The 18,155-nt window shown below is 69.3% G+C and carries 15 protein-coding genes; 10 read left to right on the top strand and 5 right to left on the bottom strand.

Annotated features, from left to right (window positions below; translation table 11 throughout):
• Window positions 1–163 precede the first annotated feature (163 nt).
• Window positions 164–1,684: a thioredoxin family protein gene (locus AC5JLE_RS08610; RefSeq protein ID WP_496065214.1), complete on the bottom strand. Its 1,521-nt coding sequence runs from the start codon at window positions 1,682–1,684 to the stop codon at window positions 164–166.
• A gap of 97 nt (window positions 1,685–1,781) precedes the next feature.
• A complete protein-coding gene (locus tag AC5JLE_RS08605; RefSeq protein WP_032962518.1) occupies window positions 1,782–2,231 on the bottom strand; it encodes a GNAT family N-acetyltransferase in 450 nt (149 codons plus the stop codon).
• 66 nt (window positions 2,232–2,297) lie between these two features.
• On the opposite strand from AC5JLE_RS08605, the gene AC5JLE_RS08600 reads away from it, so the two are divergent.
• From AC5JLE_RS08600 to AC5JLE_RS08555, 10 genes are all read left to right on the top strand, one after another.
• Window positions 2,298–3,233 (top strand): TIGR03571 family LLM class oxidoreductase, encoded by a 936-nt coding sequence (locus AC5JLE_RS08600; RefSeq protein WP_496065211.1) that lies wholly within the window; start codon window positions 2,298–2,300, stop codon window positions 3,231–3,233.
• Window positions 3,234–3,363: 130 nt separating this feature from the next.
• Window positions 3,364–3,675: a DUF3817 domain-containing protein gene (locus AC5JLE_RS08595; RefSeq protein WP_041863547.1), complete on the top strand. Its 312-nt coding sequence runs from the start codon at window positions 3,364–3,366 to the stop codon at window positions 3,673–3,675.
• Window positions 3,676–3,826: 151 nt separating this feature from the next.
• Window positions 3,827–5,023 (top strand): MFS transporter, encoded by a 1,197-nt coding sequence (locus AC5JLE_RS08590; RefSeq protein ID WP_496065210.1) that lies wholly within the window; start codon window positions 3,827–3,829, stop codon window positions 5,021–5,023.
• Window positions 5,020–6,213, top strand: coding sequence for an isochorismate synthase (locus tag AC5JLE_RS08585; protein WP_496065209.1), 1,194 nt, complete (start codon window positions 5,020–5,022; stop codon window positions 6,211–6,213). Before AC5JLE_RS08590 ends, AC5JLE_RS08585 begins: the two co-directional genes overlap by 4 nt.
• Window positions 6,210–7,862 carry a (2,3-dihydroxybenzoyl)adenylate synthase gene (locus AC5JLE_RS08580; protein ID WP_049439392.1) on the top strand — a complete coding sequence of 551 codons (1,653 nt, stop codon included), beginning with the start codon at window positions 6,210–6,212 and terminating at the stop codon, window positions 7,860–7,862. Before AC5JLE_RS08585 ends, AC5JLE_RS08580 begins: the two co-directional genes overlap by 4 nt.
• Entirely contained in the window at window positions 7,862–8,494 is a 633-nt protein-coding gene (locus tag AC5JLE_RS08575) for an isochorismatase family protein (RefSeq protein ID WP_032962508.1), read from the top strand. Before AC5JLE_RS08580 ends, AC5JLE_RS08575 begins: the two co-directional genes overlap by 1 nt.
• Entirely contained in the window at window positions 8,494–8,751 is a 258-nt protein-coding gene (locus tag AC5JLE_RS08570; protein WP_032962506.1) for a phosphopantetheine-binding protein, read from the top strand. The genes AC5JLE_RS08575 and AC5JLE_RS08570 overlap by 1 nt, the downstream gene beginning before the upstream one ends.
• A complete protein-coding gene (locus tag AC5JLE_RS08565) occupies window positions 8,748–12,638 on the top strand; it encodes an enterobactin synthase subunit F (RefSeq protein WP_496065208.1) in 3,891 nt (1,296 codons plus the stop codon). Before AC5JLE_RS08570 ends, AC5JLE_RS08565 begins: the two co-directional genes overlap by 4 nt.
• Window positions 12,629–13,387, top strand: coding sequence for a 2,3-dihydro-2,3-dihydroxybenzoate dehydrogenase (locus AC5JLE_RS08560; protein ID WP_241884003.1), 759 nt, complete (start codon window positions 12,629–12,631; stop codon window positions 13,385–13,387). Before AC5JLE_RS08565 ends, AC5JLE_RS08560 begins: the two co-directional genes overlap by 10 nt.
• A 192-nt stretch (window positions 13,388–13,579) precedes the next feature.
• The gene (locus AC5JLE_RS08555) at window positions 13,580–14,026 is read left to right on the top strand and encodes an REP-associated tyrosine transposase (protein WP_496065207.1); all 447 of its coding nucleotides are present in this window, start codon (window positions 13,580–13,582) and stop codon (window positions 14,024–14,026) included.
• An 846-nt stretch (window positions 14,027–14,872) separates the two neighbouring features.
• Here AC5JLE_RS08555 and AC5JLE_RS08550 read toward each other — a convergent pair.
• The 3 genes from AC5JLE_RS08550 to AC5JLE_RS08540 are packed head-to-tail and all read right to left on the bottom strand — an operon-like array spanning window position 14,873 to window position 18,145.
• A complete protein-coding gene (locus AC5JLE_RS08550; RefSeq protein WP_049407312.1) occupies window positions 14,873–15,256 on the bottom strand; it encodes a DUF2894 domain-containing protein in 384 nt (127 codons plus the stop codon).
• Window positions 15,246–15,884, bottom strand: a complete 639-nt coding sequence (locus AC5JLE_RS08545) for an OmpA family protein (RefSeq protein ID WP_005409939.1) — start codon at window positions 15,882–15,884, stop codon at window positions 15,246–15,248. Before AC5JLE_RS08545 ends, AC5JLE_RS08550 begins: the two co-directional genes overlap by 11 nt.
• Window positions 15,881–18,145, bottom strand: coding sequence for a DUF802 domain-containing protein (locus AC5JLE_RS08540; protein ID WP_496065206.1), 2,265 nt, complete (start codon window positions 18,143–18,145; stop codon window positions 15,881–15,883). Before AC5JLE_RS08540 ends, AC5JLE_RS08545 begins: the two co-directional genes overlap by 4 nt.
• Window positions 18,146–18,155 lie beyond the last annotated feature (10 nt).

Below are 18,155 nucleotides of genomic sequence, written 5' to 3'. Positions count from 1 at the left end.
CTGTCAGGTGGGGCCGGGGCCCGCTGCACCGGCCCGTTGCCGCCATGGAGGGCGCCATCCAGCCCCAGGGCGGGGCTTTGGGGGGCCCTGGCCAGCGCCCCCCGCCCCCTCCCACACGGATCAACGAAAGCGCCGGCAGGCGAACCAGCCGCCAGCGCCTTCATCAACTCAACCAATCCTTGCACGCACCATCAACCTGTTCCTCGCACGCCTGCTGCATCCGCTGCTGCAGCCGCGCCAGTGTTTCGGCGCCCTGGTGCTTGCCGCTCCACGTCTTCAACTGCCCGGCCAGGCGCTCGAAACGCTGGCGGGTACGCTGGTGGTAGCCCGACGGCTGCGCTTCCAGTTCGGCGATCAGCGAGGCGGTGGCCTGCTCGATGCGTGGTGCATCGTCCGGCGCCAGCTTCAACAGGCCCTCCACGTACAGCACGCCCCACTGCACGCGGGTGGCCGGGCCCTGCGCACCATCGTAGGCGCGCTTCAGCCACTCCAGCGCACCGGCGGTGTCGCCGCGCTGCTCGGCCAGTTCGGCCAGCTCGGGCATGTAGTAGTACGGCTGTTCGCTGCGTTTCAGCTCGGCCAGCAACAGCGCCTCGGCGCCCGCGTCGTCGCCGACCTGGCGCAGTGCGTAGACCGCGCTGCTGATCGTCGCCTGGCGTGCATGCGCATCGGTGGCGGCGGCATCGGCAGCGGCCACGCGCTGCTTGACCCGCTCAACCAGGGCCGCGGGCAGTGCGCCGTTGGGCTGCTGCTGACGGGCCAGCGACACTTCGGTCAGCGCACGCGACAGCGCGTCGTCGGCACGGTTGCCGCGCTCGGCATCTGCGCGCTCCAGTGCGACCAGCAGCTGCTGTCCCAGCGTGTTGCTGGTGGCCGGCCCCGCACTGGCCTGCTTGACCAGCGTCGCGCCCGCGTAGCCCAGCAGTTCGCGGTTACGACGGACTTCGGCAGGTTGCGCCAGCACTGCCTGTAGCAGCTCACGCACCTCGGTGGGCGAGCTGGCGGGCGTGTCGGCGGTGGCCAGGGCCAGCAGGGCGAAGCGGCGTTGCAGCGCCGCGTCGGGTGCGGCCTTGGACAGCTGGCGCAGCACATCCTGGCTCCTGCGCTCGCCGGCCAGGCGGTTGGCGTCGACTTCCCAGCCGTAGTCGCCCAGCACCTGCCAGTCTTCGGCGGCCAGCCTGTCCGGCGTGGCCAGTGCCGTCGCCAGGGTGGCGGCGATGGCGCTGCGGCGCCCGGCCGCGACGGTCAGCGCACGGGTCAGTTCGGCCGCGTCGTTGCCGCCGGCCACGCGGGTGAGCTCATTGCGTTGTGGGTCCAGCACGATCAGGGTCGGATAGCCGCGCACCCCGAAGCGTTCGCCCCAAGCCTGTGCCCCTTCCTCGTCGCCATCCAGGTAGACCGGCACGAACTTGCCGGTCAACGCGATGAACGCCGGGTCCTTGAACAGGCCAGCCTTGAGCTGGTTGCACGGCGGGCACCAGACCGCGCCCCAGTACAGCAGCACCGGCTTTCCGCTGTCGGCGGCCTCGGCGAAGGCATCGTCCACATCGCCCTGGCGCCAGGCGATGGCGGACGCCGGCGCGGGCGCCTCGGCGGAGCTGGCGGTGGACACCGGGGCCGGGGTGCAGGCGCTCAGCGCCGAAGCCAGCAGCAACACGGAAAGCGCGACGCGCATCGGCGGCATCTCGAAGGGGGGACAGTCCATTGTAGGAATGACCGGGGAGTGTGCTGATTCAGTTTGCTTATATCGGCCGTGCAGCGGGGCATGACACCCGCTGTCCTCAGGCGGCTGCCCGCACCATCTGCTGGTACACCAGCCCGTTGAACTCGCCGACATCACCGTCCAGCACGAAGCCATAGCGCAGGTAGGTAGGCACTGCGTTGAGCGAGGCGCGCACGGTCAGCACCGGTGTGCGCAGGTGCGGCAGCACGGCTTCGAACAGGGCATGGCCGATGCCCTGGCCCTGGCAGGCGGGATCGACGAACAGCATCGCCAGGTGGCGGCCTTCCTTCAGCTCTACCACGCCGAGGATGCGGCCATCCTGCTCGGCCACCAGGATGTGGTTGTCACCCTGCAGGCGTGCAGCGAACGCATCGGCGGCGGCGACACTGCCGAACGTAGCAATGCCGGCCGCGCTGAGCGAGGGCGCGACGGCCGCAGTGAATGCGGCCAGGCATACCGCGCTCATCGCGGGCAGGTCATCGATGTGGGCGGGGCGGATCCTCGGCATGCAGCGATCTTCCTGTGGCGTGTGGCGTGTCATCGTCGCCGGTTGCCTGCACGCTAAGCTGGTCCCATGAGTGAATTCAATCCCGCCTACGCTTCGTTGTTTCCGCAACAGGGACTGAGCCTGGGCCTGATGACGCCCGTTGCGGCGCATGGGCTGGCCGATCCGGGCGCGGCGCGGCGCATTGCGCGGCTGGCCGACGATCTTGGTTTCGCCGCGTTGTGGGCGCGCGATGTACCGCTGATGGTGCCGCAGGGTCCGGACGCGACGGCGAGCGCGCTGGACGACCCCTTCCTGTGGCTGGGCATGCTGGCCGCCGCGACCACGCGCATCGTGGTCGGTACCGCCGCCATCGTGTTGCCGTTGCGCCAGCCGTTGCAGGTGGCGAAGTCGGCCTTGAGCCTGGACCGGATCAGTGCAGGGCGGTTCGTGCTGGGCCTGGGTTCGGGTGACCGCCCGGAAGAATTCGCCGCCTTCGGCGAGGATCTGGAGGGCAGGGCGACGACCTTCCGTGAGCGCTGGACGTTGCTGCGCGCGGCGTTGTCACCGGAGGCCGATGCGCGGACCGCCGTACTGCAGGCCACGGGTGGCTTCGACGTGCTGCCGGCGCCGGCAACCCGCATCCCGATGCTGGTGGTGGGTACCGCGCGGCAGAGCCTGCAGTGGATCGCGCGCGAGGCCGAAGGCTGGGCCACCTATCATCGTGAGGAGGTCGCGCAGGAGGGGCGCATCGGCCTGTGGCAGCAGGCGCTGGTGCAGCGTGGTGGCCCAGGCAAGCCGTTCGTGCAGTCGATGCTGCTGGATCTGCAGGCAGATCCGCAGGCGCCAGCCGAGCCGCTGCCGCTGGGCCTGAAGGTCGGCCGCGATGGCCTGCGTGACTATCTGCTGCGCGTGCATGGGCAGGGCGTGGCGCACGTGATGTTCAATCTGGTCGACAACGGGCGGCCGATGGACGCGGTGTTGCGTGAGATCGGGGAGCAGGTTCTGCCGAATATGCCCCGGTAGGTGTCCACCTGGGTGGACGCGCTTCATCGTTGCCAACGCTGCGCTCGCCGGTGTGCTGGAAGTCCGCATCTGCGTATCATTCGCATTTGATACCCCGCTGCCGGAGCCGCGTGTGACCCAACGTTCCCCCATGCACCCGAGCGGACGCCTGTTCGCCGCGGTCGCTTTCATCGAGGCCGTGACCTGGGCCGGCCTGCTCATCGGCATGTGGATGAAGTACGGCCCCATGGCCAACGTGGCCCTGGTGAAGCTGTTCGGACCCCTGCACGGCGTGGCGTTCCTGCTCTATGTGGCGGTGACGCTGTTCGCGGCGCTGCGCCTGCGCTGGCCGTGGTGGGCCAGTGCGCTGGCGCTACTGGCAGCCATCCCGCCGCTGGTGACGCTGCCACTGGAATGGTGGTTCAAGCGCCGTGGCCTGTTGGGCCTGCGCGCGGTGCGCTGAAGTCGCCGTTGCGTGCCCGTTCAAGAGAATGGGTATCAAATGCAAATACGAGCCGTTATCATTTGAGGATGGCGTCCGGTCCTGAGCAGGGCCGGCGCCGGGCGGGGCGCAGGTGCGCCCGGCGATCCCTTCCTGTTACGGCTGGTGTTCCATGCACGCACGTCCCGTCGTTCCCGGCTTGCCGGCGCTGGTAGTGGCCGCCCTGATCGGCACCATGGCGATGATGTCCTTCGTCGCCGTGATCGGTCCGGTGGTCCGCATGCTCGGGCTGTCCGAGTGGCATGCCGGACTGTCGGTCACCGCCGCGGGCATGTTGTGGATGCTGGCCGCGCGCCCCTGGGGCCAGCTCAGCGACCGCATCGGCCGCAAGCGCGTGCTGATGCTGGCGATGAGCGCCTACACCGTGGTCTACATCGCGCTGGCGGTGTTCATCGACGTTGCCCTGCAGGCGGTGCCGCCGGTACTGGTATCGGTGCTGGTGCTGGTCGGTGCGCGAGGCCTGATCGGCCTGTTCTACGCGGCGGTGCCGCCTACCGCAGCCGCGCTCATCGCCGACAAGGCACCGACCGGCCAACGTGCGAAATTCCTCGCCCGACTGGGCAGCGCCAATGCGCTGGGCATGGTGCTCGGGCCGGCCGCTGCCGGCTGGCTTGCCTATACCAACCTTTCGCTGGCGCTGTACGTGGCCGCGTTGCTGCCGCTGCTGGCACTGGCATTGCTGGCCTGGCGGCTGCCGGCTACACCGCCGGTGGTTGGCGCGTCCGCACAGCGCCGCGCGCCGATGAGCCGCCTCGACCCGCGCCTGCGCCTGCCGCAGCTGGCGGCGCTCATCGCCATGGTCTCGGTGACCATCGCGCAGGTGACGGTGGGCTTTTTCGCGATTGATCGCCTGGGCCTGGATGCTGCCGCTGGTGCACGCATGGCCGGCATCGCGCTGACCGCGGTCGGCATCGGACTGATCCTGGCGCAGGCGCTGGTGATGAAGCTGGAGGTGCATCCGCGCCGCTGGATCATCCTCGGCGCGCTGATTTCCGGCATTGGCTTTGCTTCGGTGGCGGGCGTGCAGCAGGGCTGGCAGTTGCCGGCGGCGTACGCGCTGGCCGCGTTCGGCATGGGCTTCGTATTCCCCTCGTTCCAGGCGCTGGCCGCCGACGCGGTGGAAGCGCACGAGCAGGGTGCCGCAGCGGGTACGGTCGCTGCCGCGCAGGGGCTGGGCATGGTGGCCGGGCCGATGCTCGGCATGCTGTTGTATCGCGGCGGGCCCAGCCTGCCATATCTGCTGGTCGGCGCGCTGCTGCTGTTGCTGTGCGCGCTGGCTGCAGCGCATCGGATGAAGGAGACCCCATGAACGATTCCCTGATGCAGGGCGCGTGGCCGGAGGCTGCGCCCGCGGCGCTGGAGAGCACTGACGACGCGTCGCTGTTCTTGCTGCAGCATGCAGGCCAGCATGTGCACGCACGCGGTTGCCGCCTCGCGCTGCCGGGTGGCACGCTGGCAACCCTGGCGGAGCGCGTTGCGGCCTTCTTCGCCCAGCAGCGTGGCGGTCCGGGCCTGCTGGTCGGTGCGGTGCCATTCGAACCGCATGCCGACGACGCGTTGTACCAGCCCGAGCGCCTGCTGCCGGCCCTGCCGTTGCAACCACGGGCGGCGCCGGCGCTGCAGGGCCCGCTGCAGGCGGAGCCCGCAGCGCAGGACTATGCAGCCGCGGTTGCCGCGGCAGTGAAGGCGCTGCGCGCGCCCGACCAGGACCTGCACAAGGTGGTGCTGGCGCGCAGCCTGCTGGCGCACAGCCGCCATGCGCTGTCTCCGGAGGTGCTGCTGGCGCGGTTGGGCGCGGATCCCTCGGTGGCGACCTATGCGGTGCCGCTTCCGGTTGAACCGGGGCACGCACCGGCCTGGCTGGTCGGCGCAACACCGGAGCTGCTGCTGCGCAAGCGTGGCGCCGAGCTGTTGTCGCACCCGCTGGCCGGGTCCGCGCGCCGCAGTGCCGATGCCGCCGAGGACGAGCGCGCCGCGCAGGCGCTGCTGGCTTCGAACAAGGACCATGACGAGCACCGCCACGTGGTCGAGGCCATCATCGAGGGCCTGGCGCCGTACTGCAGCCACATCGATGCGCAGCCGCGCCCGGTGCTGCATGCCACCGCCAGCATGTGGCATCTCGGCACCCGCATCCACGCCACCCTGAAGGATCCGAAGACATCGGCGGCCGAGCTGCTGGCGCAGTTGCATCCAACGCCGGCGGTCTGCGGTACACCCCGGCTGGCGGCACTGCAGCGTATCCGCGAGCTTGAGCCGGTGCCGCGTGGCTTCTATGCCGGTGCGGTCGGCTGGCTGGATGCGCAAGGGGATGGTGACTGGTATGTGGCGATCCGCTGCGCACGCCTGCAGGGCACGCAGCTGCGCCTGTACGCCGGCGCCGGCATCGTTGCCCAGTCGCAGCCCGAGGCCGAGGTCGCCGAAACCGCGGCGAAGTTTGCCGCCCTGTTGAACGCGTTGGGCGCCCACGACGCCGCGCCCGTCATCGAGCCTGCTGCATGAACACGCCCACTGTTTCTTCCCGCCTGCCACTGCAGCAGGCATGGCCCGATGCGCTGGTGGCGCGCTATCGCGAGGCGGGCTACTGGCGCGGCGAGACCTTCCCGGCGTTCCTGCGTGAGCGTGCGGAACGCTACGCTGATGACATCGCCGTGGTCGCTGGCGATGTGCGCCTGAGCTACGCGCAGCTGTGGCACGAGGCCGGTCGCATCGGTGCCGGACTGCTGGCACTCGGCCTGCAACCCGGTGAGCGGGTGCTGGTACAGCTGGGCAACACCGCCGGGTTCATCGCCACCGTATGCGGGCTGTTCCGCGCCGGCCTGGTGCCGGTGTACGCGCTGCCGGCGCACCGCATCACCGAGCTGGTGCACTTCGCCAACAAGGCCGAAGCCAGTGCCTACATCACTGCCGACCTGCACGATGGCTTTGATCATCGCGGGCTGGCGCGGGCGCTGCAAGCCGAGGTGCCGGCGCTGCGCCACGTGGTCATCGATGGCGACGCAGCAGAGTTCACCGCGCTCGAGGCGCTGCAGGGAGACCGCAACCAGCTGCCGGCCGACCCGGACCCGCAGTCGGTGGCGTTCCTGCAGATCTCCGGTGGCAGCACCGGGCTGTCCAAGCTGATTCCACGCACCCACGACGACTACATCTACTCGTTCCGTGCCAGCAATGACCTCTGCGGCATCGACCGCGACAGCGTGTATCTGGTCGCGCTGCCGGCCGCGCACAACTTCCCGATGAGCTCGCCCGGTTTCTTCGGCGCGCTGTATGCCGGTGCCCGCGTGGTGCTCAGCCCCGGTCCGGGGCCGGATGCGGCCTTCCCGCTGATCGCGCGCGAGCAAGTGACCTGCTGTGGGCTGGTGCCGCCGCTGGCGCTGTTGTGGGCACAGGCCGCCGCCACCAGCAAGCACGACCTGTCCAGCCTGCAGGTACTGCAGGTAGGCGGGGCCAAACTGGTGCCGGAAGCCGCACGGCGGGTGATTGACGGCCTGGGCTGCACCCTGCAGCAGGTGTTCGGCATGGCCGAAGGCCTGGTGAACTACACACGGCTGGATGATCCGGAAGAGCTGATCGTAGCCTGCCAGGGCAGGCCGATCAGCCCGGACGACGAGGTGCGCGTGGTCGATGACCATGACCAGCCGGTGCCGGAAGGCGAGGTAGGGCATCTGCTGACCCGCGGCCCGTACACCATCCGTGGCTACCACAACGATGCGGTGGCCAATGCGCGTTCGTTCACCGACGACGGCTTCTACCGCACCGGCGACCGCGTGCAGCAGCTGCCCGGAGGCTACCTGGTGGTGCAGGGCCGTGCCGGTGACCACATCAACCGGGCGGGCGAGAAAATCTCCGCCGAGGAGATCGAAGATCACCTTCTGGCCCACCCCGGCGTGTTCGACGCCGCCGTGGTCTCCATTCCTGACGAGTATCTCGGTGAGCGCAGCTGCGCGTTCGTGATTGCGCAGGGCGAGCCGTTCAAGGCGCCGGCACTGAAGGCCTGGATGCGCGGGCGCGGCCTGGCCGCGTTCAAGGTGCCCGACCAGGTCGTGTTCGTCGACAGTTTCGATACCACCGCGGTCGGCAAGATCAGCCGCCGCGAACTGCGCGCGCAGCTGCGTGCGCGTCATCTGCAACAGACAGGAGGAACGCGCTGATGGCGCTGCCCCGTATCACCGATTACCCCTTGCCGACTGCCGCCGAACTGCCGCAGGCGCGCGGCCCGTGGCGCCCCCAGCGCGATCGTGTCGCGCTGCTGGTGCACGACATGCAGCGCTATTTCCTGGCCGCATTCGACGCCGGCAACGCACCGCTGCGGCCGGCAGTGGACAACATCGCACGGCTGCTGGCGCATTGCCGCGCGCACGGCATTCCGGTGTTCTACACCGCCCAGCATGGCGACCAGGACCGCCGTGACCGTGGCCTGCAGGCCGACCTGTGGGGACCAGGCATGCGTCGCAGCGCCGACCATGAACCAATCATCGAGGCACTGGCACCGCAGCCTGGCGAGCACGTGCTGGTGAAGCACCGCTACAGCGCGTTCCAGCGCAGCAACCTGGAGACGCTGATGCGGGTGCGTGGACGCGACCAGCTGCTGGTCACTGGCGTGTATGCGCATATAGGCTGCACGGCCACCGTGGTCGAAGCCTTCCAGCGCGACATCGAGGCGTTCATCGCGGCCGATGCGGTAGCGGATTTCTCGCGTGCCGACCACGATCAGGCCCTGCACTGGATTGCCCGCACCTGTGGCGTACCGATGACCACCGACCAGTTGCTGGAGGTGCTGTGATGGCCGCCACGGGTGACGTGCTGGATCTGGAGCGGATGCGTGCCGACGTGGCGCGCGTGCTGGAATGTGCTCCGGCCGAGATCGGTGACGACGACAACCTGATCGACCTGGACCTGGACTCGATGCGCATGCTCGGCCTGGTCCTGGCCTGGGGCAACACCGGCCTGCCCATTGAGTTCTCGCAGCTGGCCGAGCACACCACGCTGCGCCAGTGGTGGGCTGTGGTGCAGCAACTGCAGGCCGCGCAGAACGCATGAACGCCGCTGCGCTGGCCACACCGGTGGCATTGACCGAGGCCCAGGCCGGACTGTGGTTCGCACAGCGGCTGGCACCGGACAATCCGTCATTCAATACCGCGCACGCGGTGTGGATCGACGGCCCGTTGGACGTGGCCGCGTTCATTGCAGCGGCAGACCAGGCTGCAGGCGAGGCCCAGGCCTTCGCATTGCGCTTTGCCGAAGGGGCCGATGGCCAGCCGCTGCAGTGGCATGACCCGGCACACGTGCCGCTGCTTTCGGTGCGCGATGTTTCCACCGCGGCGGATCCCGCCGCTGCGGCACGCAACCTGATGCACACCGACCGTCTGAGCCCGGTCGATCCCACCCGTGACCGGATCAGTCAGCAGGTGTTGTTTGACCTGGGCGGGCAGCGCTGGGTCTGGTACCTGCGCGTGCATCATCTGGCCGCCGATGGCTACGGCATGGCGCTGTTCACCGATCGCGTGTGCGCGTTGCATGCCGGTCGCATGGCTGAACCGCTGCCAGGGCTGGCGGGCGTGCTGGCGGATGACGCCGCTTATCGTGCCGATCCGCGCCGCGCGCTGGCCGGGCAGTGGTGGCGTGAGCACATGAAGGGCGCACCGGCAGGCGTGGGCCTGGCCGGCACGCTCGCGGCCAGTGACGACGCGCTGCGCTGGGTGCAGCCGCTCGATGCGGCCTTCCGTGAGCAGCTGCTGCAGGCCTCGGTGCGTTGGCTGCAGCCCTGGCCGGATGTGCTGGCCGCGTTGTCGGCCGAGTACTTGCGGCGGATGAGCGCCGCCGATGAAGTGGTGCTGGGCGTGCCCTACATGGGCCGGCTCGGCAACGCGTCGGCGCGGGTGCCGGCGATGGCGATGAACGTGTTGCCGCTGCGCGTAGCGGCCGGCGAGGGCAGCGTCGAGGCCTTCACCCGCGGCCTGGGCCGGCAGCTCAGCCAGGGTCGCAAGCACGGCCGTTACCGCAGTGAGCAGCTGCGCCGGGACCTGGGGCTGGTCGGCGCGCAGCAGCGCCTGCACGGTCCGCTGGTGAATGTGCAGCCGTTCTACAAGCCGCTGGCGCTGGCCGGCGTGCAGGCGACGCTGGAGGTGCTGTGCACCGGGCCGGTGGATGATCTGACACTGGGCTTCCGTGGCGATGGCCAGCACCTTCTCGATCTGGAGATCGAGGCCAATCCCGCGCTGTACAGTCGCGAGGATGTCGATGCGCATGCAGCGCGGTTGCTGCATTTCGTGTCGGCAGCATTGCAGGCTGACGATATTGCAGCCGTGCCTTTGGCGACGCTTGAGGAGGCGCAGCAGGTGCTGCACGGTTTCAATGCCACCGCGCATGCGCTTCCCGAGACTACCCTGGTTGAACTGCTGCAGCAGGGCATGGATCGGGATCCGCACGCGCCGGCGCTGGTGTTCGGCGACACTACGCTCGACTATGCAACGCTGGAAGCGCGCAGTTTCGCGCTTGCCGCACAACTGCGCGGCATGGGCGTCGGCCCGGGCAGCGTAGTCGCGGTGGCATTGCCGCGCTCGCTGGAACTGGTGCTCGCGCTGGTCGCGGTGCTGCGCGCAGGCGCGGCCTATCTTCCGCTGGACCTTGCCCATCCCGATGAGCGGTTGGCACGTATTCTTGCGTCGGCGCAGCCGGTGTGCGTACTGGCTGCGCCAGACGTATCGGTGCGCATGGCCGGTGTGCCGGTGCTCGCGCCGGAGCAGTGGACCGCCCTGAGTTTTGCGGCGCCATGGGCGGATCCTGCGCCCAGCGATGCCGCCTATGTGATCTATACCTCCGGTTCGACCGGCGAGCCCAAGGGCGTGGTCGTCGAACACCGCGCGATCGTCAATCGCCTGCTGTGGATGCGCGAGCACTACGGCATCGGCGCCGATGACCGCGTGCTGCAGAAGACCCCGGCCACCTTCGATGTCTCGGTCTGGGAATTCTTCCTGCCGCTGCTGTGCGGGGCAACGCTGGTGGTTGCCAGGCCCGATGCGCATCGCGATCCCACTGAACTGGCGCGCTTGATCCGGGGCCATGGCATCACCACGGCGCATTTCGTGCCGTCGATGCTCGACGCCTTCCTCGCTGCGCCGGCCTCCGAAGGTTTGCAGCTGCGCCGCGTATTCACCAGCGGCGAGGCGCTGGACGCTGCGTTGCGCGACCGCTTCCATGCGCGCGTGCACGCAGAACTGCACAACCTGTATGGCCCGACCGAGGCCGCAGTGGACGTCAGCTATTGGCCGGCGTCAGCGCAGGATCGCTCGCGGCCGGTGCCGATCGGCTTCCCGGTCTGGAACACCCGCCTGTACGTGCTGGACGCCCGGATGCAACCGGTGCCGGTCGGCGTGACCGGTGACCTGTACCTGGGCGGCGTGCAGCTGGCACGCGGCTATCTCGGTCGCGACGATCTGACCGCCGAACGCTTCCTTGCCGATCCTTTCCTGGCGGGCGAGCGCATCTACCGCACCGGCGACGTGGCGCGCTGGCGCCGCGATGGTGCGGTGGAGTACCTGGGCCGCAGCGACCATCAGGTGAAACTGCGCGGCCTGCGCATCGAACTGGGCGAGATCGAGGCGGCTTTGCGCGAACTGCCGGGCATGGAACGGGTGGAAGTGCTGCTACGCCAGGATGCTCCCGGCGAAGCGCGTCTGGTGGCCTATGTGCCGACCGCGCTTGCCGATGCCGTAATGCTGCGCAGCCACCTCGCCACGCGTGTGCCGGACTACATGGTGCCCTCGGCCATCGTTGGTGTGGACCACTGGCCGGTGACCGCCAACGGCAAGCTCGACCGCAACGCGTTGCCGAAGCCACCGCAACGTGAAGTTGCGGGCTTGGCGCCGCGCACGCCGTTGGAACAGGAGCTAGCGTTGCTGTTTGCCCAGGCGCTTGGGTGTGAGGCGCCGGTGGCGGTGGATGCGGACTTCTTCAGTCTCGGCGGTGACTCGCTGTCGGCGGTGCACCTGCTGCTGGCGATCGAGCAGCGCTGGCGCTGCGATCTAGGTTTGGGCGCCTTGTTTGCCCAGCCCACCGTGGCCGCGCTGGCGGTTCGTATTGCCGCGCCACCCGCGCTGGCCGATCACGCGCTGGGGCCGGTGATCGCGCTGGCCGCAACCGACGCTGCCGGGCCCACGCCGCTGTTCGTGCTGCACCCGGCCGGTGGCATCGCCTGGAACTACCGCACCCTGGCCCGGGCACTGCAACCAGCCCGCCCGGTGTATGGCCTGCAGTCGCCGGCACTGGACGCGCGGCTGCCACTGCCGAGCAGCATCGAGGCGATGGCCAACGAATACGTACGGCGCGTGGTCGCACTGCAGCCGAAGGGGCCGGTGCATCTGCTGGGCTGGTCGGTGGGCGGCATCCTCGCCCAGGCGATGGCGGTGCGGCTGCATGAGATCGGCCGCGACGTCGGCGAACTGGTGCTGCTGGACGCCTATCCCAGCGAGTGCTGGCGGGCCGAGCCTGAACCGGACGCCGTCGCCGCACTGCGGGCACTACTGGCGATTGCCGGCCATGACCCGGATGCGCATCCGGAACTGGACAGTCGTGAACGCATACTCGCGTTCCTGCGTCGCGGCGGTAGTGCGTTGGGCAGCCTGCCGGATGTGGTGCTTGACGGCGTGGTACGCGCGGTGACCGGTACCAACCGGCTGATCCGCGAACACATCCACCAACCATTCGACGGCACGCTGGTGCACGTCCGCGCGGGCCGGGATCACCAGGCGCGGCCACAGCTGCAGTCGGCGTTGTGGCGGACCCACGCGCGCAAGGTGCAGGCACTGGAACTGCCGTTCCTGCACGCCGAACTGACAGGCCGCGATGCGGTGGCGCAGCTGGCACCGTGGTTGTCGGCGCGGCTGCGCCACTGGGACGAGCAACAGGAGACCGCAACATGCAATTGACCGGTTTTGATGGTCGTGTGGCGCTGGTGACCGGCGCTGCCGGCGGCATCGGCGAGGCACTGGTACGGTTGCTGGCCGCGGCCGGTTGCACCGTGGTGGCGACCGATCGCGAGGCACCCATGTTCGCGGATGCACGTGTGCAGGCGTTTGCTCTTGACGTGACCGACAGTGCGGCCGTCGACGCCTTGGTGGATCGGGTCGAGTCCAGCATCGGGCCGATCATGCTGGCCGCCAGCGTGGCCGGTGTGCTGCATGTGGGCGGCGTGACCGAGACCGGCGATGACGACTGGCGCCGGGTGTTCGCGGTGAACACCGACGGCGTGTTCCATGTCGGGCGTGCTCTGGCGCGGGTGATGTCGCCGCGCGGGCAGGGCGCGATGGTTACCGTCAGCTCGAATGCGGCCGGTGTGCCGCGACACGGGATGGCCGCCTATGCGGCATCCAAGGCCGCCGCCACCATGTTCACCCGCTGCCTCGGGCTGGAGCTGGCGCCGCTGGGAATCCGCTGCAACATCGTCGCCCCGGGATCGACGTTGACCCCGATGCAGACCGGCATGTGGCAGGACGAGCACGGTGCCGAGCGGGTGATCGCCGGCAGCCTGGAGACCTACAAGGCTGGCATTCCACTGCGCAAGCTGGCCACCCCCGAGGACATCGCGCACTCGGTGATGTTCCTGCTCTCGGAACAGGCCGGGCACGTGGCGATGAGCGACCTGTACGTCGACGGCGGCGCCACCCTGCGCGGCTGAGCCCCGACGGCTGGTAGTGCCGGCCGCTGGCCGGCAACCCACAGCTCCGGTAGTGCCGGCCGCTGGCGGACAATCCATGGCTCCGGTAGTGCCGGCCGCTGGCCGGCAACCTCATTCAACTTCAGACATCTCCCAACCTCCATCGAGGCATGGCCCGACAGCCAACGCGCAATGATCGACCCACCATGGGGCATGAGCAGCCATCGCCTCCGCCTGGGCCGTCACTCGATCATCGGCCAGGTCTACGTTCTGACAACTACCACGCATCAGCGCCGCCGGCTCTTTGAAAGCAAAGCTGCAGCAGCATGTGTGATCGACCAGTTCCACTACATCGAACAGCGCGGGCTCGTACGGTCACACGCATGGGTCGTCATGCCGGATCACGTCCACTGGATGTTCGGACTGCGCGCAGCTCACCTTCCCGACATCGCGCGCCGGATGAAATCGTCGAGCGCGCTCGCCCTGAATCGCTTGGCGGGCCGTCGAAGTACGGTGTGGCAGCCCGGCTACTTCGATCATGCCGTGAGGGCCGAGGAGTCGATGGCGCGGCAAGCGCTGTACATCCCGGGGAATCCGGTACGCGCCGGTCTTGCTGGGCAGATTGGCGAGTATCCGCATGCGTGGTCGGTCTGGGTGTGATGCCGGCCAGCGGCCGGCACTACCACGGCAGAACCGAAGCGCAGCGCAGATCGCGTTCCGGCGCACAGAGCACCCGCGATGGTAGTGCCAGCCGCTGGCCGGCAACCACATGACCCGCGCGGAGACGCGTAGCTGCCGGCCAGCAGCCGGCACTACCAGTCAATATTCAGCGCGGCCATTCGCTGTTCAGCGCCGCTTGCGCGCGTCTTGGCCGTGGTCGGCCTGGTTGTGATGCCGGCCAGCGGCCGGCACTACCAAAGCAAAGGCGAAGCGCAGCGCAGTTGCGCTGCGGCGCACAGAGCACCCTCGGTGGTAGTGCCGGCCGCTGGCCGGCAACCCCATGACCCGCGCGGAGATGCATGGCTGCCGGCCGGTAGCCGGCACTACCAGTCGATGTTCAGCGCGGCCATTCGCTGTTCAGCGCCGCTTGCGCGCGCTTCGGCCGTGGTCGGTCTGGTTGTGATGCCGGCCAGCGGCCGGCACTACCAAAGCAAGGGCGAAGCGCAGCGCAGATTGCGTTCCGGCGCACAGAGCAGCCTCGGTGGTAGTGCCGGCCGCTGGCCGGCAACCCCATGACCCGCGCGGAGATGCATGGCTGCCGGCCGGTAGCCGGCACTACCAGTCGATGTTCAGCGCGGCCATTCGCTGTTCGGCGCCGCTTGAGTGCGCTTCGGCCGTGGTCGGTCCGGTCTGATGCCGGCCAGCGGCCGGCAGTACCACGGCAGAACCGAAGCGCAGCGCAGATCGTGTGCCGGCGCACAGAGCACCCGCGATGGTAGTGCCGGCCGCTGGCCGACAACCCCATGACCCGCGCGGAGACGCGTAGCCGCCGGCCAGCAGCCGGCGCTACTCCTTCGGCGTCTGGCGCGGCTTGCGCGTGCGCTTCGGCTTTGCGCTATCCGCACCGCTGGCGGCGCCATCCTGCAGTGCCTGCAGCCAGGACAAGGTGTCCACGTAGTCGATGAAGTGGCGCAGGTAGCCGGGGCTGGTGGCCTGCATCGTGTCCAGCATGCGCTGCACCAGCACCGCCGAGTTCAGCGGGCCGCCGTCAGCCGGGGCCTCGGTGCGCAGGGAGCGGCGCACCTGCAGTTCGCTGCGCAGCTCCGACCACTCGCGCTGCACCTGCTGCAGCATCGGCACCTGCGGGTAATGCGGCAGCGAGCGCGACCCTGCATCAAGGTCGCGCACCAGTGCGCGCAGGCCTTCGAGCGCTGGCGGCTTACTTGGCATCCGGGGCCTTGGGCTTGGGAATCGGCGCGATCTCTACGCGACGGTTGCGTGCGCGGCCTTCCTCGTTGGCATTGGAACTGACCGGCTGCTCGCTGCCGAACGCGGCGGCGAACACGGCGTCCGCCGGTACGCCATCGGCGATCAGGGTGCGGGTCACGGTCAGCGAGCGCTGCGCCGACAGCTCCCAGTTGTCGGCGAAACGCCGGTTGCCTTCGCGTACCGGCGCGTCATCGGTGAAGCCGCTGACCATCAGGATCTCTTCGCGGCTGCCCAGGTAGGCGGCCAGCGGTGCGGCCAGGCTGCGCAGCAGCTCCTGGCCTTCGGGCTGCAGCTGGTCGGAGTTCAGCGCGAACAGCACGCTGCCGCTGATGCCGATGCGGCCATCCACCAGCGTCACGCGACCGGCCGCCAGCGGGCCCGCCAGCGCCTGTTCCAGGGTCTGCAGACGCTTGGCTTCGGCCTGGCGCTGCTTCACTTCCTGGTCCAGTCGCTGCGACAGCTCCAGCTGCACGGCGACCACACCGACCAGTATGAGCACGAACGCGCCCAGCAGCACCGACATCAGGTCGCCGAAGGCTGCCCAGATCGGGGCATGCGAACCGCCGTCGACCTCCAGCTCGTCGCTCATGCGCTGCCGGCCTTGCCGCGGCGCGCGGCCAGCTGCTGCAGTTCTTCCATCACCTGCTTCTGCGACAGCAGGCTGAGGTCGACCACCTCGCGCGCCTGGGCTACGTAGTAGGCCAGCTGCTCGTCGCTGCGGGCCAGCGAGGCATCCAGTGCGCCGCCGATCTGTTCCAGGCGGCCGGACAACTCGGTGGCGGCACTGCCGAACTGCGCGACCGCTTCGCCGAACGTGCCGGCCAGCTGGCCCACTTCGGCAGCGCTGCCGTTGAGCGCTGCGGCAATGCCATCCAGCTTGCCGGTCTCTGCGGCGATATGGTCGGTGAAGCGATTGCCAACGCGCTCCAGCAGCTCGGCCGAGCCACCGACCAGTGCGTCCACAGCGGTGCGCTGCTCGTGCGAAGCGTGATTGATCGCATCCAGCAGGGTCTGCACGGTGACCAGCAGGCGGCCGCGCTCTTCCAGCATCGCGTTGTCACGCACCAGGCTCTCGGACAGCGTGCTGCGCAGCTCGTTGATGACGTCGGCAGCAGCCTTCGGAGCGGCCGCGGCGGTCTGCAGCAGGGTAGACACTTCAGCCAGCGTGGCGCTGGCCTGCGCGCGACCGTTCTCGCCGATCTGCTGTGCGGTGGCCGCCAGGGTGTCGCAGACCTGCTGCTGCTGCGCGGCCAGGCGTTCGCCGTTGGCCTGCAGGCGCTCGGTCAGCTCGGTGGAAACGTGCTGCAAGGCTTCGCTCCAGCGCTGCAGGCGCTGTTCGTCGCCGGCCTGCAGCTGCGCCTGCAGCGCGGCGTGGGCCTGCTGCAGCTCGGCGTTGACCGCGTCCCAGCTCGCCTGGCGTTGCTGCTCGCGGCTGTCCAGGCTGGCCTGCAGCTCGGCGTGCGCGGTGGCGGCGGCGGCCTGGGCGGCCTGCCACTGCTGCGAACGTTGCAGTTCGTGGTCCTGCAGCAGCGACTGGCTGGCGCTGTGCTGCTGCTCCAGTGCCTGCAGCAGCGCCTGCGCACGCGCGTCCAGATGCTCGCTGGCGACGATCAACGCCTGCTGCTGGCGTTCGACCAGCGCGCTGTTCAGTGCCTGCTGCTGTTCGGCGGCAGCACGCAAGGCCTCCGCATTGTCCTGTGCATCGGCCTGCAGGCGCTCGCCGATACGTGTGACCAGCGCTTCGGCATGCGTGGCCTGGCCATCGCTGAAGGCCTGCAGGTGCTGGCGCAGATCACTGACCAGCGCCTGTTGTGCCTGGGTCTGCTCGCTCACCACCCTGGCCCAGCTGGCCTCGGTGGCGACGCAGCTGCGCTCGAAACCCTCGCTCAGGCCGGCCAGCTGCTGCTGCACGGCCTGCTCGACGCGGGCATGCAGTGCTTCGCCGTGATGGGCCAGGCCAGCCAGGGTGGTTTCGGCCATCGGCTGCAGCGCACCACCGATGGCGGCGGCGCTGGCTTCGGCCCCTTCGCGCAGCGACTGCTGCAGCGAGACGGCCAGGCGTTCCTGCAGGGCCTGGCTCTGGGTCAGGAACTCGGCCTGGCCGGCCAGCAGGCGCTCATTGGCGGCCGCACTGTGCTGTTCAAAAGTGCTGGTCATCGCCTGCAGGCGGTCGACCAGCGCCGGCAGCGCCGCAGACTGTGCCTGCAGCAGGCGCAGCGATTCGGCGCGCTGCCAGGCCTGCGAGTACGGATGCAGGTCGCCGGCAATGGCGCGGTCCAGCTGCTGCACGGCCTGCAGGCGGTCACGACGCAGCAGTGCCGCCAGCAGGCCGAGCATGGCCGAGCTGGCCACACCGGCGATCGAGGTACCGAATGCCACCGCCAGGCCCTGCACCGGCGAGGCCAGCGAGCCGCGGATCGCGGCCATGTCGGTCGCACTCTGCAGCGCCAGGCCGGTGCCACGCAGCGTGTCCATCATGCCCAGCAGGGTGCCGAGCATGCCCAGCAGCACCAGCAGGCCAACCAGGTATGGGGTCAGCACCGGTGCGGGCAGGGCGGTGCGCTCGCCTTCCACGCGCAGGCGCACGGCGTTGCGCAGGCCCAGCGGCACGCGTTCCAGCCAGGCGGCGAGGCTTTCCTTCGCGCTGGACAGGTCGTTCAGCGCGCTGCGCAGGCCGTTGCTGGCCTGGCGGTAGCGATACAGCTCCACGCCACCGGCGATGTAGCAGGCCGCGATGATCGCCGCCACCGCTGCACCCAGCGGATGCACCGAAACGTAGCCAATGCCGATCCAGCACACGGCCAGCAGGCCGACAAGGAAAACAACGACATGGAAAGCAGTTCTGGACATGGTGTTCCGG

It is taken from the genome of Stenotrophomonas sp. (assembly GCF_059505245.1).
Note: the sequence above shows the minus strand (reverse complement) of the source record. Positions and strands in the feature narration are given on the sequence as shown.